Below are 25,611 nucleotides of genomic sequence, written 5' to 3' on the forward strand. Positions count from 1 at the left end.
TAGACAATTCTTTCTTTCACATTTTTGTATAATACAAGCAATATACGAGATTGACGAAATGTGAAAGGAAGGGATAGACATGGAACGCCATTATTATATTTATTGGATTGAGGATGAATTTGCGCATCATTATTTTGGCAGAGAATCAATTTTGTTTCATTTGTTTGAGTCGTTACACTGGACGAACCGCACGGAAGATGAATTGGTGATGCTTGTGAAACAAGTGGATTACGTGACGAAACGAATCCCTGCTTTTCATATGCATCAGCGATTAATGAACAACTTAACGAACGTTCACTATACACAAATTGGCTCGATATACAGCGCTTCCTTACCTGATGGAAAAGGAACGGCTGCATTTATCATAAAAGATCGTTATATCCAAATGTCTGCTACCGGCAGTTATGAAGCAGAAGCAGTGTTTTTTGAAGTGCTGAGAAAAATTAGTCCTTGCTTCCTGGCAATGGACTTCGGTTCAAAGAAGCACGGGTGGCTCAATCCGGTAAAAGTGAGGAATTTTGTTTAAAAAAATAAAATTGAACGTGAAATGTTGTATAATAGCCTTTTGTTTAGTACACTTTATACGAGACAACATGAAGGAGGAAGAATTATGGATTTATGGGTTGTCATCCTTGTAGGCGTTGTTGCACTGCTTGCAGGAGTTGCACTCGGATTCTTTATTGCTCGTAAGTATATGATGAGCTACTTGAAAAAGAATCCACCAATTAATGAACAAATGCTTCGAATGATGATGATGCAAATGGGCATGAAACCGTCCCAGAAGAAAATCAATCAAATGATGAAAGCCATGAACAACCAAGCGAAATAATACGTAAGATATTATGATCATAGATGGAACATGGTTATAAAGAGTGGACAAGCGTTGTCCTTTCTTTATGAATTCACCTTCATCAGACGCTTTAAAACCACTGTACTTGCCTAAATGAAGCAGGGAAGGTGGTTTTTATTTTGGCTTCAGCTTCCTGCTAAAAAACAAAAACCCCTGTTATCAGAGGTTTTTGTTTCGTTTATGGTCACACATATCAACTGTTCTAAAAATCGTGCAGCATGATAAATATCATGAGATATGATTAGTTGGCTGAGTTTGAGTGTAAGTGTCGTTGATATTGTAAGAGGAGATGATCTAGCTGCTGGCTATGTTCAATGGTTACTGTTGATGTCATCCCATTGTGCATCACAACTTTCATCAGCTCTTCTCTTTTTTCTTCGATTTGAGTTAATAATGATGTTTTTACCAAAGTCATGTTCCTTTCATGCAAATCTTGATAAAAAGAATCGATTCTATTATATCCATTTTCAGGTTTATTTTCAAATTTAAAGGATTCGTTATCTCGATGTCAAATTAAATTATATAAGGTTTTAAGAGAATAGACCATCTTTATTGAGAGGATGTAAAAAAAATGAAATGATTTTGTCATCTCTTATTGTATATTGTAAGAAGGGGGTGTTCTTTTGACAGATTTGAATTACTTTTTAGCCTTTGGAGCAGGGTTTCTTTCTTTTATCTCACCGTGCTGTCTGCCGCTTTATCCAGCGTTTTTATCTTATATTACGGGCGTTAGTATGGATGAAGTGAAATCTGAGAAGGTGATGCTGAGAAGAAGAAGTCTGCTTCATACCTTATTCTTTTTAATTGGTTTCTCTATTATCTTTATTGCGATAGGCTTTGGGACATCGTTTGTTGGGAAGTTTTTTGATGATTACCATCAAGCGATTCGCCAGGTTGGAGCTATCCTCATTATTTTCTTTGGTTTTATGACTCTTGGTGTATTTCAGCCTTCTTTCCTCATGGGCGAAAAGAGAATGCAGTTTAAAAATCGTCCTGCTGGTTTTTTTGGATCGATTCTCATTGGAATGGGCTTTGCCGCTGGTTGGACACCTTGTACAGGACCTATTTTATCTGCCGTTATCGCACTTGCTAGTAACAATCCAGAGTCGGCTGTGCCTTATATGATTGCGTATGTATTTGGATTTGGCGTTCCATTTTTTGTTCTCTCCTTTTTCATTACGAAAATGGCGTGGATCAGAAAGCGTCAGCAGCTTATCATGAAAATTGGCGGGATCATTATGATTGTGGTAGGGCTATTGCTGTTCTTTGATCTTCTCACATGGATTATCATCATGTTCTCATCATTGTTTGGCGGATTTACAGGCTTTTGAAATCGTTTTCTACAGTCGCGGCGAATGGTTTTTTTTCGTCAATTGGAGTATATTATACATAGGCTGACCTTAAAGAATAAAGGAATGATTTGATATGATGGTCTTAATCTCTTCTATAATTGCAATATGTATGGCGGTAGCCGTCATGTTTATTCGCATTAAGTCATCTGCGAAACCGGCAACCGCAAAAAAAATTATATTACCTCCTATTTTTATGAGCACTGGTGCACTGATGTTTTTTGTTCCAATGTTTCAGGTAACTGGAGCTGAATTTCTTGAAGCGATCACAGTGGGGATGTTTTTCTCCATCTTTTTAATCAAAACATCAAAGTTTGAAATTAGAGGGAACGAGATTTACTTAAAGCGGTCAAAAGCATTTGTGTTTATTCTCATTGGACTTCTTGTTCTTCGTATCGGGATGAAGACGATCCTGAGTTCTTCTATTGATTATGGCTCTCTAAGCGGAATGTTTTGGATACTTGCTTTTGGCATGATTGTACCTTGGCGCGTTGCTATGTATTTGTCGTTTAGAAAGATATCTAAGCAATTAGATCCGCAACAGGTTCAAATGAATTAAACCTCCTTTTTATAAGGAGGTTATTTTAATAATGCTTCATATGGCGTATGATCGATGTTTTTTTCTTGAAGGCGCTTCAATAAAAACTTATGATCACGCTTTGGTGTAGCGATAATATAGCCGCGAATGATTAAGTCTAAATTAATGCTGGCAGCTTGTTCTTTTAAAGCCAGCTCGCCAATTTTTCCTGCAATTTTTTCTTTGGCGACATCTCTAAACAGCTCTGGAACAGGTAATACAAGATCATTTAAAAGCTGTTTGTCTTCTTCCCGCCATAGGTGGAGGCTCTTTTGAATATATTCATCCTGCCAATCAAGCTCTGATTTCCCATCTTCCTTCGGCAATCGTTTTAAAAATTTGCGAAACATAAAAAAGCCACCGATTGCGAGTAATCCGATCATCACCGTGCCCCAAAATAAAATGAACAACAAAAACCAGCCGCTTAACATGTTCTCACTCCTTATACCTCTCGTCTCTCTATCTTATTTTACATGAAGACATGATAGAAGAAAATAACAAAAATGTATGTCTCTCATCTCTATGAACGCCTTTTTTCATTCATAACTGCCCATTTACTAGAAAGACCCAAACCATCTAGTAGAAAAAGAATACCTTATCATATAGCGACTCTACTATTTGGCCATGGTGGTTCGCAAAAGGTATTGACTTGACACGAACGGAAGAGAGCCCACCAAATGAAGGTGGGCTCTTAATGTTTGAAGTGCGGGATTTGAAAGGAAAATGCTCCGCTTGGATGGTCGGAACTTTTTTTAATTCTTATCGAAATGATTCGGTTTTCGTATTCTGTTTCAATCTCTTTGTCGTTCAAGTAAAAAGGGAGCATGACACTTTTTTCAATTGGCTGTTCGCCTTTATCATTTGGCTTTTGTACTGTGTAAGCGAGAGTGAGTTCATGTCCAGCGAAGGTCAGCTTTACATCAGCGATCGACAGGGTGGAGACATCAATCTCAATAATATAATCACGGCTTGTTTCATAAAGGTCAATTGGGAGATGTTCATCATACCAGGCAAATGGATCATCCATTAAAACATTAAGCCAATCATCTATTTCTAGAAAATCAGAGGAATTCGATTGCTTTTCATTCTCCATAAACACTCCTCCATCACATCTCATAATAAATGATATGTTGAGAACTGAAATGTGTGAAAGACCTAAAACATCCCGCTTTGCCACGGAATGAGAGGAGAATGTTTACATATCGTGATGAGAATTGTGCTTTTGTCTTGTATGGTTGCGGTTTTTCACTTTTTTACTGCCTGATAATGGCTCAGGCTGTCCGCCTTGATGCTCCTTAGGCGAGTTTTGACGGGTGTCTTTCCCTGAGTTTTTATTCGTCATGATGCTTGCTCCTTTCTTATTGGTTTTTTTTACGTTTTTTATTGTTTTGTCTTTGTTCTTCTGTTAAAACGAGTTGGTCATCTTCAATGTAGCCTGCACCATTCCCTTGGCTTTTGGCTGCGTTCATGCCGTCAATCACATGATTTGCTTTACGTTTTGTCATGTTCTATCACCTCAATTGTAGTATGAACCTGCCCTGCTTGGATTATGAAGAGTAATCATTTCCTAGTAATAAGATAAACTTATTGAATTTAATAAAAGCATTGTTATTTACTTATGTATGAATTTGTTTTAAGATGAAATTGTGAGAAAATTGTGGTGAAATACGACGATTTTTCTGAGAATTGAAATTGATCTTGATCATCAAAAGGGGGATTTTGGATATGTCGAAACAGCAGCAAGTCGCTAAACAAGACGCTTTTCAATCTAGAAAAACGTTTTCGACAAATGGGAAAACGTATCACTATTATTCGTTAGAAGCACTAGAGAAACAAGGAATCGGAAATGTTTCTAAGCTGCCTTATTCCATTAAGGTACTTTTAGAATCAGTGCTTCGCCAAGTAGACGGTAGAGTGATCAAAAAGGAACACGTTGAAAACTTGGCAAAATGGGGAACTGCCGAGGTCAAAGAAATTGATGTTCCATTTAAACCTTCTCGTGTTATTTTACAAGACTTCACGGGTGTACCAGCCGTCGTTGACCTTGCTTCTTTAAGAAAAGCAATGGCAGATGTAGGCGGGGATCCGGATAAAATCAACCCTGAAATTCCAGTTGACCTTGTCATTGACCACTCAGTACAAGTTGATAAAGCTGGAACTGAAGATGCATTAAACATTAACATGGATTTAGAATTCGAACGTAACGCAGAGCGTTATAACTTCCTTAGCTGGGCAAAGAAAGCGTTTAATAACTATCAAGCTGTTCCGCCTGCAACAGGAATTGTTCACCAAGTAAACTTAGAGTATCTTGCAAGTGTTGTTCATGCGATTGAAGAAGATGGCGAGATCATCACTTACCCAGATACATTGGTTGGTACTGACTCTCATACAACCATGATCAACGGGATCGGCGTACTTGGATGGGGCGTTGGCGGTATTGAAGCGGAAGCTGGTATGCTCGGTCAGCCTTCATACTTCCCAGTACCAGAAGTCATTGGTGCTAAATTAGTTGGAGAGCTTCCAAACGGAACGACTGCAACTGACCTTGCATTAAAAGTGACACAAGTTCTGCGTGAAAAAGGCGTAGTGAACAAATTCGTTGAATTCTTCGGACCTGGAGTTGCACAGCTGCCGTTAGCAGATCGTGCAACGATTGCGAACATGGCGCCTGAATACGGGGCTACTTGCGGATTCTTCCCAGTAGATGAGGAAGCTCTTGCTTACCTTCGCCTTACTGGACGTGATGAAGAGCAAATTAATATCGTTGAAGAATATTCTCGCGCAAATGGCTTATTCTATACGCCAGATGTAGAGGACCCAATTTTTACGGATGTTGTGGAAATTGATCTTTCTAAAATTGAATCAAACTTATCTGGTCCAAAGCGTCCACAAGATTTGATTCCACTTTCAGATATGAAAGAGACGTTCCATCAGCACATTGAAAGCCCAGCTGGTAACCAAGGGTTTGGATTAGAAAAATCAGAGCTGGATAAACAAATTGAATTTGATCTAGCAAATGGTGAAAAAGCTGTGATGAAGACAGGTGCGATTGCGATTGCAGCGATTACGAGCTGTACGAATACATCGAACCCATATGTCTTAATTGGAGCAGGTCTTGTTGCGAAGAAAGCAAGTGAGCTTGGTATGAAGGTGCCAAACTACGTGAAAACGTCACTAGCGCCAGGTTCTAAGGTTGTTACAGGATACCTCGTGAACTCAGGACTTCTTCCATACTTAAGAGACCTTGGATTTAACATCGTTGGGTATGGCTGTACAACATGTATCGGTAACTCAGGACCGCTTGCGCAAGAAATTGAGGATGCTGTCTCTGAAAATGATCTGCTGATCACTTCTGTTTTATCAGGTAACCGTAACTTTGAAGGACGTATCCATCCGCTTGTGAAAGGAAACTACCTTGCATCTCCACCATTAGTTGTGGCGTATGCACTTGCTGGCACGGTGAATATTGATTTAACAAAAGACCCTATCGGTGTGGATAAAAACGGTGAGAACGTTTATTTCAATGACATTTGGCCATCAATGGACGAAATCAACAGCGTCGTGAAAAGCACAGTCACACCTGAACTCTTCCGTTCAGAGTATGAAACTGTATTTGACAGCAATGACCGCTGGAATGAAATTAAAACGACGGACGATGCATTGTACAAATGGGATGAAAATTCCACATACATTGATAACCCGCCATTCTTTGAAAACCTATCAGTTGAACCTGGTAAAGTTGAACCGCTTAAAGGCTTGCGCGTAGTGGCGAAGTTCGGTGATTCTGTCACAACGGACCATATTTCTCCTGCTGGAGCGATTGGTAAGGACACACCTGCGGGTAAATACTTGCAAGAAAGAGGCGTATCGCCTAGAGACTTTAACTCATACGGATCTCGCCGTGGTAACCACCATGTCATGATGAGAGGTACTTTTGCAAACATCCGTATTAAGAACCAAATCGCACCAGGAACAGAAGGCGGATATACAACGTACTGGCCAACTGGTGAAGTAACATCCATTTATGATGCATGCATGCGTTATAAAGAAGATGGAACAGGTCTTGCGATCTTAGCAGGTAAAGACTACGGTATGGGTTCTTCACGTGACTGGGCTGCAAAAGGAACAAACCTTCTTGGAATTAAATTCGTTCTAGCTGAAAGCTTTGAGCGTATCCACAGAAGTAACCTTGTCTTCATGGGTGTACTTCCGTTACAGTTTAAAGACGGAGAAAGTGCAGAAACTTATGGACTAACAGGAACAGAAACATTTGAAGTTGAAGTTGATGAAACAGTTCGTCCACGTGATCTTGTCACTGTGAAAGCAATTGATACAGATGGCAATGAGAAAACATTTGAAGTGGTTGTTCGCTTTGACAGTGAAGTCGAAATTGACTACTATCGTCATGGTGGTATCCTTCAAATGGTACTTCGTGAAAAATTGGCAAGCAACTAATACTCATACAGCAAAGAAGAGAAGGCGCCTAGACAGCTTTCTCTTCTTTTTTAAAATAGTGGAGGATCCATCATGTGGAAAAAAGGAATAGCAAGCGCTGTTTTACTTGTATTGATTGGTTTACTTGTGTGGAATTTACTTGAACCAAAAGAGCCCGCAATCGGTCTTGAAAAAGGGGATCAAGCCCCTGATTTTGAACTTAAAACCCTTGATGGTCAAACGGCCTCGTTATCTGATTACCAAGGGAAAAAGGTGCTCGTTAATTTTTGGGCGACATGGTGTAAGCCATGTAGGACAGAAATGCCAGATCTAGATGCGATTAGAAGTGAATATGATCAGGTCGAAGTACTTGCGGTGAATTTGACGACCACAGAAAAAAGTGTAGATCATGTTGCAGCATTTGCAGATGAATTAAAGCTGAGCTTTCCTATTTTATTGGATCAAAAAGGCATTCAAGCACGATATCAGGTGCTTTCATACCCCACGACATACATATTAGATGAAAAAGGACGCATCATGTCTGTGAAGCATCAAATGCTGACAAAAAAAGAAATTGAGCAAGAGCTGGATCTATAATGATTCAGCTTTTTTGCTTATTTTCTAAATGTTTTGGCGAAAATGAAATACAACACTGGAGGTGAGTACAATGAGAAGAAGAAAACGACGTACATTTGAAGAGCTTGTACTTGAAAATAAAAAAGAATTATTAAGCAATGAGGAATTTTTAAACCAGCTTGAAGAAAAGTTGGAAGAGCGATTTAGACAGAAATAAGTTATGAATTATCCTTTTTCGTTCATCCTAAAGAAGAGGGAGGGATGAATGATGGGTAGAGAGCATGATAAACAAGCGCAGTTTACACCAGACCATTTAGGGACAAAACCTGTAGCATACAAACGCAATAAAGGTAAAAAGATGCATAATAAATCAAATGAACAGCCTGATGTGATCCAGACGAAGGGCGAATAAGGAGGGTATTAAGATGAATGAAAAGTCATATCAATCCAATCCAGATGATCGTTCTGATAATGTTGAAAAGCTACAAGATATGATCGAAAACACCCTTGACAATATCGATGAATCTGAAGCAGCAATGGCCCTTTCGACAGATCAAGAAAAACAGATGATCAAGCAAAAAAATGAAAATCGAAAAATGAGCATTGATGCCATGCGTTCTGAGATTAAGGACGAAGAAGCAGCAAGAAAAAATGGCTATACTGAATAAACCAGGGATCCCTGGTTTATTTTATTGCCTCCTTTTAGAAGAACCATTTCGATTGTGGTAAAATGGCAGAGATCTTAGGTTTTGATAGGAGAGCGATGAAAACGTGTATGTATCTAAAAAAGAAATAGAAGTCCGTTATGCAGAAACAGACCAAATGGGCATTGTGTATCATGCCAATTATTTAATCTGGATGGAAGTCGGCAGAACTGCACTGATTAAAGAATTAGGATTTTCCTATGCACAACTAGAAGCAGACGGTGCTCTTGCACCCGTTATAGATTTGCAGGTGAAATATAAAAAACCACTCTTGTACGGTGAAACAGCGACAGTTCATACTTGGATTGAAGAATACAATGGACTCAAAACGGTGTATGGCTACGAAATTCAAAAGCCTGATGGACAAACAGCGATTACAGGGACAACCTCGCATATTTGTGTAGACAAAGACACATTTAGACCGATTCAATTTAGAAAAGCATTTCCTGCCTGGCACAAAGTATATGAACAGTCGAAAAAGCAGGTTTAATTCATGGCGTTTGGTATTAAAAGAAGCGATTTAAATGCGTGGAAATCAGCTGTTCAGAAAGGAGAAATGGCTTTTTTAACCCATTATTGGCTTGATGACCGTTTCCCGCATGCCAATACCGTCACTAAAGCAGCCTGTCAGGATATGAAGCAGTTAATTGAGTGGGGAGAAAAACATGGGCTCAAAAAAGAATGGATTCACGACCGTGCAGGGTTTCCTCACTTTGACTTGATCGGTGAAACGCAAAAAAGAATTATACAAAAGGAGCGGTCTTTAGGAAACATTCAGGAATATGGGCTATATATTGAAGGATAAAACAAAAAAGATACCCGAGGGAGGAGGTATCTTTTTTGTTTATTCATAATGAAATTCTGGTTCTTTTACAGACTCGTTATAATCAATATGCAGATCATGGTTGTCAAAATACCAAATATCACTTTCTTCCACGAAGAAAGTAATACCTTCTATTTCAGCGGTTGCGCCGGCATTTTGAGGTTCATCTTTTGCGACGCCGAGAGAAAAGCCTTTTTGTACATTACTGCACCCGCCATATCTCACAAAAAAGCGAACTTGATCACCTTTTTCTAAATCTAATTCATCCTTGTACCAATTGAGTGCATCTTCTTTAATCGTTAATTTCAATGTGATCGCCCCTTTTTTGAAGTCATGCTGTTTTTTAAAATGCAGGATGCAAAAAACAGCTTTTCTTTACTTTTACCACAGAATGAAACTTATGAAACGGCTAGAGCCATTTGATTTTCGGTTCAGTTTTGTTGAGGATTCGTTTGAGGTTGGCGATGTGTCTGTAGATCACAAAACCAGCAAGAACGGCAACAACAATGATTAAGAATACGTCTTTGGTGAATATGCTGTAAATGAATGTATAGATGCCGGTCAGCATAGATGATAATGAAACATATTTACTAATGTATAAAAATAAGAAAAAAGCAGCGATCATCGTGATAAATAAGAATGGGGCATAAAATAATAACACGCCGCCAGATGTAGCGACTGCTTTTCCCCCTTTAAATTTTGCAAAGATAGGAAAGCTGTGACCGATAACAGCAGCAACCCCTGCTAATAAGGGATGAATGTCCAGTTGCATGAAAAACGGTAAAGCAGAAGCGAGAGTCCCCTTTAAAATATCAGCAGAAATAACAATAGACCCTGCTTTCACGCCAAGCGTACGAAATGCATTCGTCGCACCTAGGTTTCCGCTGCCATGTTCACGGATATCAATACCCTTTGCAGCTTTCCCGACAATGAGACCGGATGGAATACTGCCGAGAAGATAAGCCAAAATAAACATCAAAGCAATTAACATCTGCATAACTCCTTTATATTCTCCCTCTTGTCTTACATTTTAACATGATCTTATGAAAAACATGGGGATCTTTTTTTGAAAAAATCAAATGCAGATGGATTCGGCTTTGTTTTTAAGCAGAAGTTCGCTAAAATAGAGGAAAAGGGGTGTTTGGATGAATCATCCTTCGAAACAAGAAATTGGCCGTATATTAAAAAGCAGTAAACGAATTGCTGTTGTTGGTTTATCAGATCAGCCGCACCGAACGTCTTATATGGTGTCTAAAGCGATGCAGGATGCCGGTTATGAGATCATTCCGGTGAATCCAACGATCGATGAAGCACTTGGTGTGAAAGCAGTCGCTTCACTAAAAGAGATCAAAGAGCATGTTGATATCGTCAATGTATTTAGACGTTCAGAGTTTTTGCCCGAGGTGGCTGAAGAATTTCTCGAAATAGACGCACCTGTTTTTTGGGCGCAGCAAGGCATCTATCATGAAAAAGCGAAAAGGCTGATTGAGGAAAATGGCAAGGTCGCCATCATGGATTTATGTATCAAGGTGGCTCATGCAATGACAAAAACTCATTAAATCGTCAAAAATCCTTGGTTTTCAAGGATTTTTGCTTTTTTGTTGTAGAAATATATTTGCGATTCTAGAAGAAAGCGATAAAATAAGGCGACAGGGACATATCGGTGATCTTGCATATCAAGAAAAAGAGCGATAAGATAAAGATAGAACATTTGTTCTGTTTTGTAAAAATCATCATATGATTGCATTTGGCTTATCAAACAGTCTTGTTTATAATGGACTTCTAGTTCTCATTGCAGAATGTAGAACATTCTCATAGCCGTGCAAAGGAGCATGTTTTGTTGAACCACACATGCATGGTGATGATGCAGCTTATTAAAGTGGACAGTAATGAGCAGCATGATCATCATTAAATTCTAGAGAGATCATTTGATGGTTTGCCGGTTATGTTTGTTAGTGAAAGGGGATTAAGCATTTGGTTAAAAAGCAGCAAGTAGATTATAACGATGATTCTATTCAGGTGCTAGAGGGACTTGAAGCGGTCCGTAAACGTCCAGGAATGTATATTGGGTCAACGGATTCACGCGGTCTCCATCACCTTGTCTATGAGATTGTAGACAACTCTGTCGATGAAGTACTCGCTGGCCATGGAGATCATATCGTTGTCAAAATACATAAAGATAACAGCATTTCCGTTCAGGATAAAGGACGCGGGATGCCTACTGGTATGCATAAGCTTGGAAAACCGACACCTGAGATCATTTTAACGGTCCTTCACGCAGGCGGAAAATTTGGTCAAGGCGGATATAAAACAAGTGGTGGGCTTCACGGAGTTGGGGCATCTGTTGTAAACGCGCTGTCAGAATGGCTCACTGTCACAATTGAACGTGATGGCTATATATATCATCAGCGGTTTGAAAACGGCGGAAAACCTGTGACGTCACTTGAAAAAGTCGGAAAAACGAAAAAAACTGGAACACTGATTCATTTTAAACCAGATCGATCCATGTTCAGCGTTACAGCCTATAATTTCGATACGTTATCAGAACGTTTAAGAGAATCTGCCTTTTTATTAAAAGGATTAAAAATAGAGCTGATTGATGAACGACATGATGTACAAGAAACCTTTTATTATGAGACAGGCATTGAAGCCTTCGTTGCTTATTTAAATGAAGAAAAAGATGTTCTGAGTGAAGTGGTCTCATTTGAAGGAGAGCATCAATCCATCGAAGTAGACTTTGCATTTCAATTCAATGACGGCTACTCGGAAAATATTCTTTCTTTCGTCAATAACGTTAGAACAAAAGATGGCGGTACGCATGAGTCTGGTGCCAAAACGGCGATGACAAGAGCCTTTAATGAATATGCGCGCAAAGTAGCCCTTTTAAAAGAAAAAGACAAAAATTTAGAAGGCACTGATATTCGCGAAGGGCTGTCTGCTATTATTTCTGTTAGAATTCCTGAAGAACTGCTTCAATTTGAAGGCCAGACAAAAGGAAAGCTTGGGACAAGTGAGGCTCGCTCAGCTGTTGATGCTGTTATTTCTGAAAAACTGGCTTATTTCCTTGAAGAAAACCGTGAAACAGCGACTCTTCTTGTGAGAAAAGCGATTAAAGCGCAGCAGGCAAGAGAAGCTGCTAGAAGAGCACGTGAAGAAGCAAGGAGCGGCAAGAAACGGAAAAAGTCCGAAGCAACACTGAGCGGTAAATTAACACCTGCTCAATCTAGAAACCCAGCAAGAAACGAATTGTACCTAGTAGAGGGCGACTCAGCGGGCGGGTCAGCAAAACAAGGACGTGACCGTAAATTCCAAGCAGTGCTGCCGCTTCGTGGAAAGGTCATTAACACAGAAAAAGCGAAACTTGCTGATATTTTCAAAAATGAAGAAATCAACACCATTATTCATGCGATCGGTGGAGGCGTCGGTGTCGATTTTAACGTAGAAGACATCAATTATGACAAAATCGTGATCATGACAGATGCTGACACAGATGGAGCCCATATTCAAGTGCTTCTGCTCACGTTCTTCTACCGCTATATGAAGCCGCTGATTGAGCATGGCAAAGTGTTTATTGCACTACCGCCTTTATATAAAGTCAGCAAAGGCTCAGGGAAAAAAGAAGTTATTGAGTACGCATGGTCTGATGAAGAAATGGATGACGTACTGAAGAAAGTTGGAAAAGGGTACACGATTCAGCGCTATAAAGGTTTAGGTGAAATGAACGCCGACCAGCTATGGGAAACGACAATGAATCCAGAATCGAGAACACTTGTCAGAGTCAAAATCGACGATGCTGCACGTGTGGAACGCCGCGTCACGACATTAATGGGTGACAAAGTAGAACCACGACGTAAATGGATTGAAAAGAATGTCGCCTTTGGACTTGATGAGGAAAGTAACATTCTTGAAAATGAAAACTTGTCGCTAGCTGAGGAGGTTTAAACATGGCACAACAAGAACGATTTCATGATTTACCATTAGAAGAAGTAATCGGAGACCGGTTTGGTCGCTATAGTAAATATATTATCCAAGATCGTGCGCTTCCAGATGCGCGAGATGGACTAAAGCCTGTACAACGAAGAATTTTATATGCGATGTACGCAGAAGGAAACACGCAAGATAAAAACTTCCGTAAAGCCGCGAAAACAGTCGGTAACGTGATTGGTAACTATCATCCGCACGGTGACTCATCTGTTTATGAAGCGATGGTGAGAATGAGTCAGGATTGGAAAGTACGGAATGTGCTCATTGAGATGCATGGAAATAACGGGAGTATCGATGGTGATCCGCCTGCTGCCATGCGTTATACGGAAGCAAGGCTTTCTGCGATTGCTTCAGAGCTATTAAAGGACTTAGACAAGGAAACGGTCGAGTTGGTCGCAAACTTTGATGATACAAGTAAGGAGCCCGTTGTTTTACCAGCGATGTTTCCAAACCTTCTCGTGAATGGATCAACAGGGATTTCCGCTGGTTATGCCACTGATATCCCGCCGCATCATCTAGGAGAAGTGATTGATGGTGTCATTAAACGAATCGAACAACCGGATTGTACGGTTGAGGATTTAATGACGGTCATCAAAGGTCCAGATTTCCCAACAGGCGGTACCATTCAAGGGGTAGACGGCATTAAGAAGGCTTATGAAACAGGCAAAGGAAAGATCATGATTCGCGGAAAAGCGGAGATTGAAACCATCCGCGGCGGGCGCCAGCAAATTGTGATCACAGAGATTCCTTATGAAGTGAATAAAGCCAACCTTGTCAAAAAGATGGACGAGTTCCGAATTGAAAGAAAAGTGGAAGGAATTTCAGAGGTTCGAGACGAGACTGACCGGACTGGGCTTCGAATCGTAGTAGAGCTGAAAAAAGAAGCAGATGCAAATGGTGTTTTGAATTTCTTATATAAAAACTCAGATCTGCAAATCCCGTATAACTTTAATATGGTGGCGATACATAATCGTAGACCAACCTTAATGACGCTGACAACTATACTTGATGCATATATTGCCCATCAAAAAGAAGTGGTGACGAATCGCTCAGCATATGAGCTTCGAAAAGCGAAGGAACGCCACCATATTGTAGACGGATTAATTAAGGCGCTATCCATCTTAGATGAAGTCATTGCCACAATCCGCTCTTCTAATGATAAGCGAGATGCGAAAAATAACTTGATGGATAAATATGACTTTACAGAAGCACAATCAGAAGCGATTGTTTCCCTCCAGTTATATCGTTTAACGAATACAGATATTACGCAATTAAGAGACGAAGCAAGTGAGCTTGATGTGCGTATAGCAGAACTTGAAGACATTTTAGGTAACGAGAAAAAGCTGCTAAAGGTCATTACAAACAGTTTGAAAAAGCTCAAAAAGACATATGCTGATGAGAGACGATCTGTCATTGAGGAAAAAATCGAAGAAATTAAGATTAACCTTGAAGTGATGATCGCCTCAGAGGATGTTTACGTCACGGTGACGAAGGATGGGTACATCAAACGGACAAGCCAGCGCTCCTATGCTGCTTCTAACGGTAAGGACTTTGGCATGAAGGATACAGACCGCCTGATTCATCAGTTTGAAATGAACACAACAGATGTCCTTCTATTGTTTACGAATAAAGGGAGCTACATTTATTGTCCTGTGCATCAACTGCCAGACATACGCTGGAAAGACATGGGGCAGCATATCACGAATATCATTTCAATTGATCGTGATGAATCGATCCAAAAAGCCATTCCAATTAAAGAATTTGATGAAACGTCGTATCTTCTGTTCTTTACAAAAGGCGGAATGGTGAAGAAAACAGAGCTTCTGCAATATAAAGCGCAGCGCTATTCGAAACCGCTTGTCGCCTTGAACCTAAAAGGGAACGATGAACTCGTGGATGTCCATGTGACATCAGGACAGCAGGAATTGTTTATTGCGACGAAAAATGGTTATGGATTGTGGTTTGATGAAGAAGAAGTAAGTGTTGTTGGTCCGAGAGCGGCTGGTGTCAAAGGCATCAACTTGAAGGATGGGGACGAAGTAGTCTCTGGCCAGATCATTGATCCGAAAAACAATGTCCTCGTGCTGACAACGCAAAGAGGGGCTGTGAAGCGAATGAACCTCTCTGAATTTGATAAAACATCTAGAGCCAAACGCGGAGTTCTGATGTTAAGAGAATTAAAGAAAAACCCGCACCGTATTGTGGCTGTCATTGCTGCATCACTGCACGATACACTTGAAATTGATACGGATAAGGGTTCAACGATTCCGCTTGATATCTCTACTCTAAGGGCGAATGACCGCTATAGCAATGGATCATTTATTGTAGATGAGGAAGAGCAGGGAGAAGTAACGCATGTCCTTGTCACACCTCAACCTGCACCAGATGACAATAAATAAGCAAACGAAAACCCCCTGCGATAAACAGGGGGTTTCTTTTATATACGGGTCATTTAGCTCTCGTGGCTGCCAAACATGTTTGTAATGGCGTGCACTACTTCAATTCCTTGGTAGACGAAAAGAGAAAGTGAAGTGACAGAGAATAGACCTAGAATGAATACTCTTAAGAAAAATAACATCGTGTAAAACCTCCCAATTTTTGTTTTGATTTAGATGGTTGGGTTAAACACGAGATAGTCGGAAATAAGAAGATTGATAGAACACTGCAAGTAAATGCTTCTTTTTCCGGTCATATTGATCAGTATGAGTGATGCGTGCAAATCCAGCTGTCATACTGCCAATCATCAGCAGTACTGTAAATGCGGCAAATACTGCGCTCACATGTTTTTGTTTCTTTTCATCGCCCATGGTCTGAGCGATTTTCATCTCATGTGATTCTTGATCGGCAACCACCTTTGCATGATGGTATACCTGAACGGAATGAGGCATTGAGAACAAATGAAAACTTGCGAGTGCTATGAATAAGACAGCTAATTTTAGCAGCATATTTTTTTTCATTTATCTCACCCCTTCCTCTTTATTTTCATGATCTTACCACGTTTTCTGTTATTTGAAAAGTCTTATTTTTTTACTTTCCCTCTTTAAAAAAGCGATAAACATCAGGACATCTATAGGACTGTTTCACTTCATGAAAGGTTTCAATTTTATTTTTTAATTTAAAAAAAGTGCCATGATCGAGGATCAGACACTTTTTAGTGAGAATGTAATGAATGTGGTTTTGCTACAGCTTTTGTAAAGATTCCCGCCATACATATAGCGAATAGAACAAATATAAAGGCATGAAGCAATCCCACCTCATTGGCGAGCAGTCCTAAAATAGGAGGACCAGAAAGAGAGGCTGTGTAACCAGATAAGGTCACAATGCTAACGCGTTTGACGGCGTAGCGGCTATCATCACCAGCTGCCGAAATGGTTAGCGGGAAGCCTAAAGAAGCGCCAAGTCCCCATAAAAAGATGGATATCATACACACTACGAGTGAAATCTTTAAAATGACTAACAAGAGTCCGGCAGCTGCTGAAAAAATAGCGACTCTTAGTAATAACACCCTGCCAAATCGATCAATTAAACGCCCGCTGATCAGTCGTCCACTAATCATCCCGCACAAAAATAAAGCATAGATGACGGTACTCATGGAATGTGAAACCTGGTACCCATCTACCATCGCAAGGGGAATCCAATCATTTGCAGAGCCTTCTACAAATGCAAGACATAAGGCGATCATCGCAAGAGATATCGTCCGTTTGTTCAGCCATGCCGCATGAGAACCATCAGTTGTATCTGTTTGCTTCTCAAGCTGATCCTTTCCTGTCCCGTGCGGAATAAACCGTGTACAAATCAAAATGCTGAGAAAGAAAAGAATGGCAATGATCAGAAGGTGAATCAACACAGATACCCCTAGATGGATAAAGAGAATGCCAGCACCTGCACCGATTAACGTGCCAATGCTGAAGGAAGCGTGCAAAATAGGCAGGATGGTTTTCCTGATGCTGTACTCAATTTCTGTCCCTTCTAAGTTCATGGCCACATTGCACATGCCTGAGCCCGCTCCAAAAAGAAAAAGACCGGCTGTGACAACAAGGGTAGAAGAGAGTGTTGAACCAATAGCGAGAGTCGTGAATCCAGTGAACATCAAAAAAGCGCTGATCACAATGGCCACTCGTCCGCCTTTTTTTCGAACGAATATATTGGAAAGGACAAGTCCAACAATAGAACCAACAGATAAGCCAAGTAAAATAAGTCCCATTGTCCCTGTATTCGCTTGTAATAAATCTCTAACTTCTGGTGTCCGTGAAAACCATGTAGAGATGGAAATACCAGACATCGTGAAAATGATGATGATTGCTTTATACCATTTTAATTCCATCTAATCCCTCACATTTAATGATATATATTACAGAACAAATCTACTCGATTATAAATGAGACTTCCTGATTCGTAAATAACATGAGAAAAGGTCATGCTGAAATTTTAGTAACAAGAAATGGTGCCTTCACAATTCTTCTAGTGAGAAGTAAAATAAAGACAAAGGAGGCGGATTTTATGCAGTCATATCGAATCGGTGTATTGAAAGGTGATGGAATTGGACCAGAAATTGTACAAGCAAGTATGTGCATCTTAGAGGCAGCGCTGTCACAGTTTCATGAGTCATTTGTGGAATTTGTAGAATGTCCAATCGGTTTTGAAGCCATCCATTCTCTTCACCAAGATCCTGTGCCGACATCTACTAAAGACGAATTGAAAAAATGCCATGGATGGATTTTAGGGCCTCATGATTCTGCTTCATACCAGAACATATTTAAAGAGAGGAGAAATCCAAGCGGAGAGCTCCGTCATACGTTTGATCTATTTGCGAACATTCGTCCATCTCAATCGTTACCAGGGGTACAAAGCCTTGTACGAGACGTCGATCTCGTTATTTTTCGAGAAAATACAGAAGGCTTCTATCCAGATCGGAACATGTATCATGGGGTAGGAGAGTGGATGATTACACCAGATGTCGCTATATCTACAGGTGTATTTACAAAAAAAGCGATAACACGTATTGCTCATGCAGCCTTTCAAAGTGCGATGAAGCGCAGGCAAAAGGTTACTATTGTTCATAAGGCAAATGTTATCAAATTAGGGTCTGGCTTGTTTTTGCGAACATGCCAAGAGGTAGCAAAAGCGTATCCGCAAGTGGCGGTAGAGGATGTACATATCGATGCAATGGCGGCTCACTTAGTGAGGCGTGCAAGTGATTTTGATGTCATTGTGACAGAGAATATGTTTGGTGATATTTTATCTGATCTAACAGGTGAGCTAGTCGGAAGTTTAGGAATAGCGCCTTCATTAAATTGTAACGAAGACCAAGCCATGGCACAGGCGGCACATGGATCAGCACCGGATATCGCTGGGCAGAATATCGCCAACCCAATTGGCATGATTCTTTCTACAGTGATGCTTTGTGACTGGTTACATGCGAAATATCATGATGAAAGGTTAAAAAAGACGGCAGCTCTTATCGAACGTACACTTCATAAGATCATGAAAATGAACATTAAAACGAAAGATTTAGGAGGAAACGAGACGACGACCCAATTCACAGAGGCATTCCTTCAAACCATGAATCTATATAAATAGAAGGGAGGGTCAACAAGAAAAGATGATCCACGGAGAATCTTTTCTATCTAATGATCAAACGCTGATGACAGATCGGAAAAAAAACAATCCATTTTAAAGGAATTGTTGGGCGCTTGCAGTGACAATGTAGTTTTTGAAGGTAGGTTGCAATGTGATGATGAATACAATATCGAGGTCGATGAGCATTTTTTCACGAATTTTGATATTGGGCAAACGAAAAATCATAAAGCATTTACATGAATCAAAATCATGAATCAAAATCTGAAGATTGAATGTTGGATTTTGATTTTTTCTTTTTTGTCTCAATAAGATAAGTATACTTAGTGTTGAGACAACGAAAATTCATTCATGCTTTAACTTCCTAGAATATATATTATGTAAACTAATAAAAAGAAATGAATAAATATCAAAAACCTCTACTACCTCTTCAATAAATCAAATCGGTCATAAAGGTTTTTGAATCAAAGTGCATTTAATGAGCTGTCATCGGATCAGTTGACGTAACCTAACAGCAACGGTCTTACAAACATCTGGCATTAAGTAACTATCAGAATCCGAAAGATCCAGCAATGGAGGGTTATTTTGATTTAATCCCTGCACCACAAAGAGGTATGACAATGGTTTCTTCTGGTTCCTTTTGATATTTCATGTAGCCAGCTAAATTGACTGCAGATGTCACTTCAACATAAAATCCTTTCTCACTTAGTTTAGAACGTGCATTCAGAATTTCATCTTCTTCAATATCAATAAACGTACCATTCGTATCTAGTACAGCTTCTAAAATTTGTTTGGAGCGTGCTGGAGCAGCAATGGCGATCCCTTCTGCTAAGGTCCCTTTATTCGTCACAGGTGATGCTGATTTTTCTTCATTTTGATAAGCTTTCACAAGGGGTGCACAGTTTTTCGCTTGTATGGCCACGATTTTCGGTATGTTATGAATGAGACCATTTTCAAATAACTCTTTAAAGCCATAATATGCACCGAGGAGGAGAGTACCGTTTCCAACCGGAATGATTAAAGCATCAGGTGCTCCTTTTAGTTGCTCATAGATTTCATAGGCGTATGTTTTTGTTCCTTCAAAAAAATAAGGGTTATAAACATGACTTGCATAAAAAACGCTTTCATTGTCTACTGCCTTTTGTGCCGCAGCTGCAATGTCCTCTCGCGTCCCGTGAATTTCTTTAATCGTTGCTCCATGTGCTTTTATTTGAGCGACCTTTTTAGGTGAAGTGTCATCGCTTAGATAGATGTCACAGGCAATCTCGCAGCGTGCTGCATAAGCTGCAATCGCTGTTCCTGCATTCCCACTACTATCAGCAATCACTTTTGATACCCCGAGTTCTTTAGCCTTTGTCATTAGAACTACGGCTCCTCGGTCTTTAAAGGATAATGTCGGCATCATATAATCAACTTTTACATAAGTGTTTGGCTCATTAGGATCTAGAACGATTAAAGGGGATTGACCCTCCCCCATTGTGACAGTTTCCCAAGTCTTAGAAGCTTTTGAAAATGGCATGGTTTCAACATAACGCCATAATGAATTTGGATAGTGATCCCAAGCTGCGACGTCTATTTTCGGGGTATCTTTCACTAGATTTAATACTCCACCACAATCACATTTCCATAGAGTTGGTGTCATCTCATATTTTTTCCCGCAATGGTTACAAATCAATTGATTCATCAATCATCAACCCCTTCAAATATTTTTTTATACGAAATATAATTTTTTATATAGAGTAGACAAAAAAAGGTCTTAAATATATGCAATGGCATCAATTTCAATTTTGAAACCAAAATGTAATTCATTCGTTGGTACAATAGTACGTGCTGGTTTATGTTCACCGAAAAATTCAGTATAAACAGCATCGACTTTGTCCCATAAATGAATATCCGAAATGTATAATGTCATGCGCAAAATCTTTTCTTTTTTACTTCCAGCAGCCTCTACAATCATCTCTACATTCTTAAGCGCTTGTAATGTCTCTTCTTCAATGGGACCGAACTCTTTTTCTCTCGTTTCGGGATTGATGGCAAATTGTCCTGAAACATAGACCGTGTTTTGATGAATGGTTGCGAATGCATAGTGTCCGTTTGATTTTAAATTTCCTACCTCGAGTATGCTTTCCATTTTGACACTCCTTATCTCGATTTATTTTTGATTTCATCCAAATAGCTATAGACGGTTACTTTGGAAATGCCTAACATAGATGCGACCTTCTCAACAGATCCTTTCATTAAAAAAATGCCCTTTTCATCCATGAATTTAATTAGTTCAATTTTTTCATGACGTTTCATGACTGGATGAACACTGTTTTGAATGATCTGTTGAATCAATTGATCTACTATTTCTTCCACATTTTCAAGATCATCATTTGATGTTGTTTCTTTCTCTTGAGCTTCCACTTGTGTAGAAAGAAAAGTATCCATAAAATGTTGCATTTGATTTAGGGCTTCAACATCAAAATTGATACAGAAAGCACCGATCACTTTTTGCTTTGAATCACGTATTAATGAAGTCGAAGAACGAATCGTACGCTTATCTTCAGTTACAAATGTATAACCAGCCAGATAATCTTCTTTAAAATCTTCTGATTGTAATACAGTCTTTACTAGATGATCAAATGATTGACCGATTTCTCTTCCTGTCACATGGTTATTTACTGTAAACATGACAGATGCTTGAGGGTTCGTTAAATCATGAATCACCACTTCACAATTTGGTCCAAACATTTTTGCAGTAGATTTTGCTAAAGGAATATAACTCTCTAATAACTTTTTAATATGTTCCATGCCTAAGCACCTCATTTTTTTATTCCACTAGATTATATAATTTTTTATATATAAATACAATATATAGATTTATTTATATATCATGATGCTCACAAGATCATAAATGTGAAAATAACCATATAAAAAAAGCAGCCATTGACTGCTTTTTGCTTGTGCTCCTTTCTAATTGATTTCTTTCTGGATTCCATACAAAATGACGTCAATTCCCCATCGGAACCGTTCCATTGATACGGGATCACCTGAAAACATTTCTTCTTTTACACTATGAATGAAAGGAAAACGCGTTTTGTCTGCATTATGAAATGTTTTTTTTGTGTCTGAAATCTGCGAAGAGTCATGTTTCTTCCAAGAGACCTTTTCGTAAGCTACCGAAGATACGTATAACAGTAATAGGTCTACTCCCCATGCAGCGGATGTAGATTTGATCCCGCCTTCATGCAATGCAGCGAGAATATGTTCGGTCAACTGAAGAAAGTTCGTTCCTTGTGGAATAGTGGAAAGAGAAATTTCAGCGAGACCAGGTTTTTCGAATAGCAGTAGGAAATAAGTCTGCAATATGTCAAATAACTGTTCTTTCCATGTGCTATCTGCTGAATCTGGATAAACCATTTGGCCGAGACCATAATCCAATACGTAAGCACTGAGTTCTTGAAAATTGTTCACGTAGACATACAAGGATGCAGGTCCCGTATCCAATGCTTTAGCCACCTTACGCATACTCATGCCCTCTATTCCTTGCTCCTTAAGAAGCTCATAGGCCGTTTTCACAATGAGCTCACGGCTTAAGGGCTCTTTAGCCGGCCGAGACCGGCGACTTATAATACGACGATTTGAATTGTTCATACTCTCTTTATAACATGTCAAAGTAAAATAGTAAATTGAGCATCAATCACCGTTTTCTTGAAAAGAATTCATTATATCTGCAAGCTTGACCGCAGCGTCTTTTGAAAAACACAGTTTTAAACTATTCTCCGAATCATGAGCCTTTTCCGATGAATATTCGTACATCATGTCTTCGTATTCCTCAATAGCCTTTTCAATATCATGAGGATGTCGGACAATAGCAAGTGCAAGCTCCATTGCATCAAACATCGCCATGTTTACACCCTCGCCTGCGAATGGTGACATGACATGAGCTGCATCACCGATAAGCGTTACTCCTTTATGACGATTCCATTTAAAACCGACAGGAAGCGTATAAATCCGTCTTGGGATGATGGCATCTTCTGCATAACGAATATAATTTTTCAGCTGATCATCCCAATCACTAAATAACTCTAATAATTGTTCTTTTGCTTCTTTCGCTTGATGAAACGGTATACCACAAGTCTCGATCCAGTTGCGGTCTACCATAAGGCTTGCATACACTTTGATTCGTCCATCTCCGTTTAATTGACCAATCAGTCCTTTATGGTCTGCTAAAGCAAACATCTTACCACGTTTATTAAATTCAGCTAAATCAGGGTGGTTCCCCTCTACGCTTAGGACATTCAATTCCAGCATCGTGAGCCCAGAGTATTCAATCTCAATATCTGTTAACAGAGGACGCACACGAGAAAATGCACCATCAGCCCCAATCAAAAGGTCAACTGTCTCGACAACCCCGTTTTCAAAATGAAGCTCCGTCATGCCGTTTTCTAATGAAACGCATCTTCCTAGTTTATATCCATATTTGATGTTTGCAGCATCAATTTGATCTAACAGCAGTTCGCACAACACACCACGATCAATTTCTGGACGAGTGCCTTTTTGATCTGATTCCGTTTCTTCATCTAAATAAATTCTTCCTGATTTATCAAGTAATCGGAAATCTTCTCCTTCATAACGGGCGTTCTTTTGAAATTTCTCATAAACTCCTGCTTCTTTTAATGCTTTTTGGCCTGTTTCTTCGTGAATATCCAGTGACCCCCCTCTTTCAAGACTCATGTCATACATCTCCCGTTCATAGATGGTTGTTTGTATACCGTAATTTTGCAGAATTAAGGCGAGTGTTAGCCCCCCAGGTCCCCCTCCAATAATAGCGATTTGCTTTTGGTCCTTAGATAATGCCTTCATCGTATGCATCTCCTCTTCCTTTATGGAAATCGTTTAAAACTACCTCTCATTTATATTATAACGAACATTGTTCGTTTAAAATCGTTTGTTTCATGATTGTGTTTTAATGAAAAGAAACCAATCACCTGCTATCATATGTTACACTCCATCTAGGAATGTTAAAGGATGTCGAATCATAGCAATGATTCTTGGATCAGTAGGCTTCCATTGTTCTAACTCTAAGTATAAGAGGTGTTTCTATGAATAAATTATTGGCAATGTTGATATTAGGATTGGGCTTTAGTGGTGCCGCTCTCATTCTTTCTGTCCCTTTGTTATTCAAATTCAAACTAGAACAATCTGGGCTGATGTTTGCTGCTGTATCAGCAGGCGCTTTCGCAGTTTCATGCCTAGTTCTTCGAAAACGATTCAATCGCTAAAAAAACCTAAACAAAATCTATCATTGGAACAATGGAGATTTGTTTAGGTTATTGTGACTTCTTGATATGAATTTAAAGAATGTGGTATAAGCTGACCCCAATACTGATAGCGAATAAAACAAGTGCAGGGATTGCTTTTTTAAAGGGATCTTTGGCCAATACGATCAGTGTAAATGCAGCTGCCAGCATCGTGCCTCCTAACAATAAGCCTGATAATAATGCTAATGTTGGCATCCATATGCCGGCTAGCATTCCAGCAGCGCCTATTAGCTCAAGAGCCCCCGTTAAAACATTGAAAAATGCGGGTAAACCAAATCGTTTGAACTCTTCTGCCATTTTTCCAGATATGATTTTCGTTCCTGTTAGGAAAAAGAAAACGGCCAATACAATTTGTAGAATAAGAATGAAAATAGTGATCACATCTTTCTAAGTTATTTGACCAAAAGGTGAAATTTATATGTCATAGCATATATCGTACAAAAATAGAGGTTGTTCCTACTTTACAGATTTATCAAGATGGATAGTCTGAATGGAATAATTTGTTTAAAAGTAATTTTAATTGTTGGATCTCTTCATCGCTTAATTGATGTGTCACAGTTCGATGTGCATCCATGACGACAGGAAGAATCGCCTTTTTGATCTCGTCCCCTTTTTCTGTTAAAAACAGGTGATGCGAGCGCCGGTCTTGTTCATTATAGATTTTTTTGACAAGCCCTTTTCGTTCCATTGACTGGATCATTCTTACGACAGTGGTTTGATTTTTATCAATGCCTTCTGCCAATTCCTTTTGAGTCGAGCCTTTTTCACGGCTAAGAATACTAATAATGCTCCACTGTTCTGGTGTAACTCCGTACGGCTTTAACCTATTCGTAAAATAATTCGTCATTTTCACATCAGTGCGATGAACGAGATAACCTATTAAATCATGTAACTTCATGTAAACACCCTCTAACAATTTTATATGCTATAGCATTTATATTAGTGGAGCGATTAAACATTGTCAAATTGTCTACCTGTTATGCTTAAAATCAATTCCTGACATGATATACGGTAATGCTGATTTGATAAATTCTTCTGAAGATATGTGCGAACTATTCTTTCTCCACTCAACAGAAGCTCCGTGAATTCCCCAGCTTAAAAAAACAGCCGTGACCTTTAACACTTGTTTTTCGACATTTGTATATTGATTCACTAACAATTGATAAAAAATAATTTCAAGCTGTTCTCGAACAATTGGAGCAAGTTCAGTTTCATATTCTACTTGGCAGCGATTATGCAGAGATTGTTGAAAACTGGCTAGCGCTTTAAATATATTCATCATTGTATCTTCATCTAGTTTACTATTATTAAAATTGATACTTTCTAAATTAATCGACAATACTTCTGAGAGTGTTTTATCTAATAAATCGTATTTATCCTCAAAATGATAATAAAACGTCGCCCGGTTAATCACGGCTGAAGCTCATGCAT

34 protein-coding genes are annotated in these 25,611 nt (G+C 39.3%); 16 read left to right on the forward strand and 18 right to left on the reverse strand.

Features of this window, described 5'->3' with window-relative positions; translation table 11 throughout:
* The first annotated feature begins 79 nt into the window (after positions 1-79).
* Entirely contained in the window at positions 80-526 is a 447-nt protein-coding gene (gene sirA / locus MKY83_RS09225; protein WP_003212113.1) for a sporulation inhibitor of replication protein SirA, read from the forward strand.
* Positions 527-610: 84 nt separating this feature from the next.
* Positions 611-829: a YneF family protein gene (locus MKY83_RS09230; RefSeq protein ID WP_003212379.1), complete on the forward strand. Its 219-nt coding sequence runs from the start codon at positions 611-613 to the stop codon at positions 827-829.
* A 262-nt stretch (positions 830-1,091) separates the two neighbouring features.
* On the opposite strand, the gene MKY83_RS09235 is transcribed toward MKY83_RS09230, so the two are convergent.
* Positions 1,092-1,259, reverse strand: a complete 168-nt coding sequence (locus MKY83_RS09235; protein ID WP_003211291.1) for an aspartyl-phosphate phosphatase Spo0E family protein — start codon at positions 1,257-1,259, stop codon at positions 1,092-1,094.
* A gap of 214 nt (positions 1,260-1,473) precedes the next feature.
* Between MKY83_RS09235 and MKY83_RS09240 the strand changes: the two genes are divergently transcribed.
* Entirely contained in the window at positions 1,474-2,181 is a 708-nt protein-coding gene (locus MKY83_RS09240; protein WP_065097365.1) for a cytochrome c biogenesis protein CcdA, read from the forward strand.
* A 94-nt stretch (positions 2,182-2,275) separates the two neighbouring features.
* Entirely contained in the window at positions 2,276-2,758 is a 483-nt protein-coding gene (locus tag MKY83_RS09245) for a CcdC protein domain-containing protein (RefSeq protein WP_044141406.1), read from the forward strand.
* A gap of 20 nt (positions 2,759-2,778) precedes the next feature.
* Here MKY83_RS09245 and MKY83_RS09250 read toward each other — a convergent pair whose 3' ends face one another.
* The 4 genes from MKY83_RS09250 to sspO form a co-directional block, all read right to left on the reverse strand.
* Positions 2,779-3,207: a DUF2621 domain-containing protein gene (locus MKY83_RS09250; RefSeq protein ID WP_268454585.1), complete on the reverse strand. Its 429-nt coding sequence runs from the start codon at positions 3,205-3,207 to the stop codon at positions 2,779-2,781.
* A 260-nt stretch (positions 3,208-3,467) separates the two neighbouring features.
* Entirely contained in the window at positions 3,468-3,869 is a 402-nt protein-coding gene (locus MKY83_RS09255) for a spore coat protein (protein ID WP_106067592.1), read from the reverse strand.
* Positions 3,870-3,971: 102 nt separating this feature from the next.
* Positions 3,972-4,118: a small acid-soluble spore protein P gene (locus MKY83_RS09260; RefSeq protein WP_065097369.1), complete on the reverse strand. Its 147-nt coding sequence runs from the start codon at positions 4,116-4,118 to the stop codon at positions 3,972-3,974.
* Between the two features lie 16 nt (positions 4,119-4,134).
* Positions 4,135-4,281, reverse strand: coding sequence for a small acid-soluble spore protein O (gene sspO / locus MKY83_RS09265; RefSeq protein WP_034660777.1), 147 nt, complete (start codon positions 4,279-4,281; stop codon positions 4,135-4,137).
* A 220-nt stretch (positions 4,282-4,501) separates the two neighbouring features.
* On the opposite strand from sspO, the gene acnA reads away from it, so the two are divergent.
* From acnA to MKY83_RS09300, 7 genes are all read left to right on the forward strand, one after another.
* Complete coding sequence (acnA, locus tag MKY83_RS09270; protein WP_065097370.1) at positions 4,502-7,231, forward strand: aconitate hydratase AcnA; 2,730 nt, start codon at positions 4,502-4,504, stop codon at positions 7,229-7,231.
* Between the two features lie 72 nt (positions 7,232-7,303).
* A complete protein-coding gene (locus tag MKY83_RS09275) occupies positions 7,304-7,807 on the forward strand; it encodes a TlpA disulfide reductase family protein (RefSeq protein WP_268508449.1) in 504 nt (167 codons plus the stop codon).
* A 70-nt stretch (positions 7,808-7,877) separates the two neighbouring features.
* Positions 7,878-8,003 (forward strand): FbpB family small basic protein, encoded by a 126-nt coding sequence (locus MKY83_RS09280; protein WP_003211002.1) that lies wholly within the window; start codon positions 7,878-7,880, stop codon positions 8,001-8,003.
* A gap of 51 nt (positions 8,004-8,054) precedes the next feature.
* Complete coding sequence (locus tag MKY83_RS09285) at positions 8,055-8,198, forward strand: acid-soluble spore protein N (protein WP_008357830.1); 144 nt, start codon at positions 8,055-8,057, stop codon at positions 8,196-8,198.
* Positions 8,199-8,211: 13 nt separating this feature from the next.
* Positions 8,212-8,454, forward strand: coding sequence for a small acid-soluble spore protein Tlp (gene tlp / locus MKY83_RS09290; protein WP_012010110.1), 243 nt, complete (start codon positions 8,212-8,214; stop codon positions 8,452-8,454).
* Between the two features lie 103 nt (positions 8,455-8,557).
* Positions 8,558-8,980: a thioesterase family protein gene (locus MKY83_RS09295; RefSeq protein ID WP_003211985.1), complete on the forward strand. Its 423-nt coding sequence runs from the start codon at positions 8,558-8,560 to the stop codon at positions 8,978-8,980.
* 3 nt (positions 8,981-8,983) lie between these two features.
* A complete protein-coding gene (locus MKY83_RS09300; protein WP_106067590.1) occupies positions 8,984-9,295 on the forward strand; it encodes a hypothetical protein in 312 nt (103 codons plus the stop codon).
* 39 nt (positions 9,296-9,334) lie between these two features.
* On the opposite strand, the gene MKY83_RS09305 is transcribed toward MKY83_RS09300, so the two are convergent.
* A complete protein-coding gene (locus tag MKY83_RS09305; protein WP_003210876.1) occupies positions 9,335-9,622 on the reverse strand; it encodes a HesB/YadR/YfhF family protein in 288 nt (95 codons plus the stop codon).
* A 100-nt stretch (positions 9,623-9,722) separates the two neighbouring features.
* On the reverse strand, positions 9,723-10,304 hold the full coding sequence (plsY, locus tag MKY83_RS09310; RefSeq protein WP_058015656.1) for a glycerol-3-phosphate 1-O-acyltransferase PlsY: 582 nt from the start codon (positions 10,302-10,304) through the stop codon (positions 9,723-9,725).
* A gap of 154 nt (positions 10,305-10,458) precedes the next feature.
* Between plsY and MKY83_RS09315 the strand changes: the two genes are divergently transcribed.
* From MKY83_RS09315 to parC, 3 genes are all read left to right on the forward strand, one after another.
* Positions 10,459-10,872, forward strand: coding sequence for a CoA-binding protein (locus tag MKY83_RS09315; protein WP_185108826.1), 414 nt, complete (start codon positions 10,459-10,461; stop codon positions 10,870-10,872).
* A gap of 415 nt (positions 10,873-11,287) precedes the next feature.
* Positions 11,288-13,255: a DNA topoisomerase IV subunit B gene (gene parE, locus MKY83_RS09320; RefSeq protein WP_044141396.1), complete on the forward strand. Its 1,968-nt coding sequence runs from the start codon at positions 11,288-11,290 to the stop codon at positions 13,253-13,255.
* Positions 13,256-13,257: 2 nt separating this feature from the next.
* Positions 13,258-15,696 carry a DNA topoisomerase IV subunit A gene (gene parC, locus MKY83_RS09325; protein WP_044141395.1) on the forward strand — a complete coding sequence of 813 codons (2,439 nt, stop codon included), beginning with the start codon at positions 13,258-13,260 and terminating at the stop codon, positions 15,694-15,696.
* Between the two features lie 53 nt (positions 15,697-15,749).
* On the opposite strand, the gene MKY83_RS09330 is transcribed toward parC, so the two are convergent.
* The 3 genes from MKY83_RS09330 to MKY83_RS09340 form a co-directional block, all read right to left on the reverse strand.
* A complete protein-coding gene (locus MKY83_RS09330) occupies positions 15,750-15,875 on the reverse strand; it encodes a hypothetical protein (RefSeq protein ID WP_003210976.1) in 126 nt (41 codons plus the stop codon).
* Positions 15,876-15,918: 43 nt separating this feature from the next.
* Entirely contained in the window at positions 15,919-16,254 is a 336-nt protein-coding gene (locus MKY83_RS09335) for a hypothetical protein (protein ID WP_003210975.1), read from the reverse strand.
* A 194-nt stretch (positions 16,255-16,448) separates the two neighbouring features.
* Positions 16,449-17,621, reverse strand: coding sequence for an MFS transporter (locus MKY83_RS09340; RefSeq protein WP_113767730.1), 1,173 nt, complete (start codon positions 17,619-17,621; stop codon positions 16,449-16,451).
* Positions 17,622-17,797: 176 nt separating this feature from the next.
* Here MKY83_RS09340 and MKY83_RS09345 point away from each other — a divergent pair, with 176 nt between their 5' ends.
* On the forward strand, positions 17,798-18,877 hold the full coding sequence (locus tag MKY83_RS09345) for an isocitrate/isopropylmalate dehydrogenase family protein (protein WP_342488594.1): 1,080 nt from the start codon (positions 17,798-17,800) through the stop codon (positions 18,875-18,877).
* Between the two features lie 577 nt (positions 18,878-19,454).
* On the opposite strand, the gene MKY83_RS09350 is transcribed toward MKY83_RS09345, so the two are convergent.
* From MKY83_RS09350 to MKY83_RS09370, 5 genes are all read right to left on the reverse strand, one after another.
* A complete protein-coding gene (locus MKY83_RS09350; RefSeq protein WP_106067586.1) occupies positions 19,455-20,558 on the reverse strand; it encodes a threonine synthase in 1,104 nt (367 codons plus the stop codon).
* A 72-nt stretch (positions 20,559-20,630) separates the two neighbouring features.
* On the reverse strand, positions 20,631-21,005 hold the full coding sequence (locus MKY83_RS09355; protein WP_106067585.1) for a RidA family protein: 375 nt from the start codon (positions 21,003-21,005) through the stop codon (positions 20,631-20,633).
* A gap of 11 nt (positions 21,006-21,016) precedes the next feature.
* On the reverse strand, positions 21,017-21,667 hold the full coding sequence (locus tag MKY83_RS09360; protein WP_217012478.1) for a PAS domain-containing protein: 651 nt from the start codon (positions 21,665-21,667) through the stop codon (positions 21,017-21,019).
* Positions 21,668-21,829: 162 nt separating this feature from the next.
* Complete coding sequence (locus MKY83_RS09365; protein WP_185108816.1) at positions 21,830-22,510, reverse strand: TetR/AcrR family transcriptional regulator; 681 nt, start codon at positions 22,508-22,510, stop codon at positions 21,830-21,832.
* A gap of 42 nt (positions 22,511-22,552) precedes the next feature.
* Positions 22,553-23,722, reverse strand: coding sequence for an NAD(P)/FAD-dependent oxidoreductase (locus MKY83_RS09370; protein ID WP_268454603.1), 1,170 nt, complete (start codon positions 23,720-23,722; stop codon positions 22,553-22,555).
* 239 nt (positions 23,723-23,961) lie between these two features.
* On the opposite strand from MKY83_RS09370, the gene MKY83_RS09375 reads away from it, so the two are divergent.
* The gene (locus tag MKY83_RS09375; protein WP_268454605.1) at positions 23,962-24,141 is read left to right on the forward strand and encodes a hypothetical protein; all 180 of its coding nucleotides are present in this window, start codon (positions 23,962-23,964) and stop codon (positions 24,139-24,141) included.
* 72 nt (positions 24,142-24,213) lie between these two features.
* Here MKY83_RS09375 and MKY83_RS09380 read toward each other — a convergent pair whose 3' ends face one another.
* The 3 genes from MKY83_RS09380 to MKY83_RS09390 form a co-directional block, all read right to left on the reverse strand.
* Positions 24,214-24,561 carry a DoxX family protein gene (locus MKY83_RS09380; protein ID WP_044141374.1) on the reverse strand — a complete coding sequence of 116 codons (348 nt, stop codon included), beginning with the start codon at positions 24,559-24,561 and terminating at the stop codon, positions 24,214-24,216.
* 91 nt (positions 24,562-24,652) lie between these two features.
* Positions 24,653-25,078, reverse strand: coding sequence for a MarR family transcriptional regulator (locus MKY83_RS09385; protein WP_044141373.1), 426 nt, complete (start codon positions 25,076-25,078; stop codon positions 24,653-24,655).
* Between the two features lie 72 nt (positions 25,079-25,150).
* A complete protein-coding gene (locus tag MKY83_RS09390; protein ID WP_260564594.1) occupies positions 25,151-25,594 on the reverse strand; it encodes a TetR/AcrR family transcriptional regulator in 444 nt (147 codons plus the stop codon).
* Positions 25,595-25,611: the final 17 nt, after the last annotated feature.

Origin of the sequence: Bacillus sp. FSL M8-0266, from assembly GCF_038613425.1 — a bacterium.
In the GTDB taxonomy this organism is placed as follows: Bacteria; Bacillota; Bacilli; order Bacillales; family Bacillaceae; genus Bacillus; species Bacillus pumilus.

Bases quoted from the DNA above. Each gene is read 5' to 3' on its own strand.
- MKY83_RS09245 (WP_044141406.1), top strand. From the start codon at position 2,276: ATGATGGTCTTAATCTCTTCTATAATTGCAATATGTATGGCGGTAGCC.
- MKY83_RS09260 (WP_065097369.1), bottom strand. From the start codon at position 4,118: ATGACGAATAAAAACTCAGGGAAAGACACCCGTCAAAACTCGCCTAAG.
- MKY83_RS09330 (WP_003210976.1), bottom strand. From the start codon at position 15,875: ATGTTATTTTTCTTAAGAGTATTCATTCTAGGTCTATTCTCTGTCACT.
- MKY83_RS09285 (WP_008357830.1), top strand. From the start codon at position 8,055: ATGGGTAGAGAGCATGATAAACAAGCGCAGTTTACACCAGACCATTTA.
- MKY83_RS09375 (WP_268454605.1), top strand. From the start codon at position 23,962: ATGAATAAATTATTGGCAATGTTGATATTAGGATTGGGCTTTAGTGGT.
- MKY83_RS09385 (WP_044141373.1), bottom strand. From the start codon at position 25,078: ATGAAGTTACATGATTTAATAGGTTATCTCGTTCATCGCACTGATGTG.
- MKY83_RS09255 (WP_106067592.1), bottom strand. From the start codon at position 3,869: ATGGAGAATGAAAAGCAATCGAATTCCTCTGATTTTCTAGAAATAGAT.
- parC (WP_044141395.1), top strand. From the start codon at position 13,258: ATGGCACAACAAGAACGATTTCATGATTTACCATTAGAAGAAGTAATC.
- MKY83_RS09280 (WP_003211002.1), top strand. From the start codon at position 7,878: ATGAGAAGAAGAAAACGACGTACATTTGAAGAGCTTGTACTTGAAAAT.
- MKY83_RS09370 (WP_268454603.1), bottom strand. From the start codon at position 23,722: ATGAAGGCATTATCTAAGGACCAAAAGCAAATCGCTATTATTGGAGGG.
- plsY (WP_058015656.1), bottom strand. From the start codon at position 10,304: ATGTTAATTGCTTTGATGTTTATTTTGGCTTATCTTCTCGGCAGTATT.
- tlp (WP_012010110.1), top strand. From the start codon at position 8,212: ATGAATGAAAAGTCATATCAATCCAATCCAGATGATCGTTCTGATAAT.
- MKY83_RS09355 (WP_106067585.1), bottom strand. From the start codon at position 21,005: ATGGAAAGCATACTCGAGGTAGGAAATTTAAAATCAAACGGACACTAT.
- MKY83_RS09360 (WP_217012478.1), bottom strand. From the start codon at position 21,667: ATGGAACATATTAAAAAGTTATTAGAGAGTTATATTCCTTTAGCAAAA.
- MKY83_RS09365 (WP_185108816.1), bottom strand. From the start codon at position 22,510: ATGAACAATTCAAATCGTCGTATTATAAGTCGCCGGTCTCGGCCGGCT.
- MKY83_RS09300 (WP_106067590.1), top strand. From the start codon at position 8,984: ATGGCGTTTGGTATTAAAAGAAGCGATTTAAATGCGTGGAAATCAGCT.
- MKY83_RS09335 (WP_003210975.1), bottom strand. From the start codon at position 16,254: ATGAAAAAAAATATGCTGCTAAAATTAGCTGTCTTATTCATAGCACTC.
- sirA (WP_003212113.1), top strand. From the start codon at position 80: ATGGAACGCCATTATTATATTTATTGGATTGAGGATGAATTTGCGCAT.
- MKY83_RS09275 (WP_268508449.1), top strand. From the start codon at position 7,304: ATGTGGAAAAAAGGAATAGCAAGCGCTGTTTTACTTGTATTGATTGGT.
- MKY83_RS09340 (WP_113767730.1), bottom strand. From the start codon at position 17,621: ATGGAATTAAAATGGTATAAAGCAATCATCATCATTTTCACGATGTCT.
- MKY83_RS09345 (WP_342488594.1), top strand. From the start codon at position 17,798: ATGCAGTCATATCGAATCGGTGTATTGAAAGGTGATGGAATTGGACCA.
- acnA (WP_065097370.1), top strand. From the start codon at position 4,502: ATGTCGAAACAGCAGCAAGTCGCTAAACAAGACGCTTTTCAATCTAGA.
- MKY83_RS09230 (WP_003212379.1), top strand. From the start codon at position 611: ATGGATTTATGGGTTGTCATCCTTGTAGGCGTTGTTGCACTGCTTGCA.
- MKY83_RS09315 (WP_185108826.1), top strand. From the start codon at position 10,459: ATGAATCATCCTTCGAAACAAGAAATTGGCCGTATATTAAAAAGCAGT.
- MKY83_RS09350 (WP_106067586.1), bottom strand. From the start codon at position 20,558: ATGAATCAATTGATTTGTAACCATTGCGGGAAAAAATATGAGATGACA.
- sspO (WP_034660777.1), bottom strand. From the start codon at position 4,281: ATGACAAAACGTAAAGCAAATCATGTGATTGACGGCATGAACGCAGCC.
- MKY83_RS09250 (WP_268454585.1), bottom strand. From the start codon at position 3,207: ATGTTAAGCGGCTGGTTTTTGTTGTTCATTTTATTTTGGGGCACGGTG.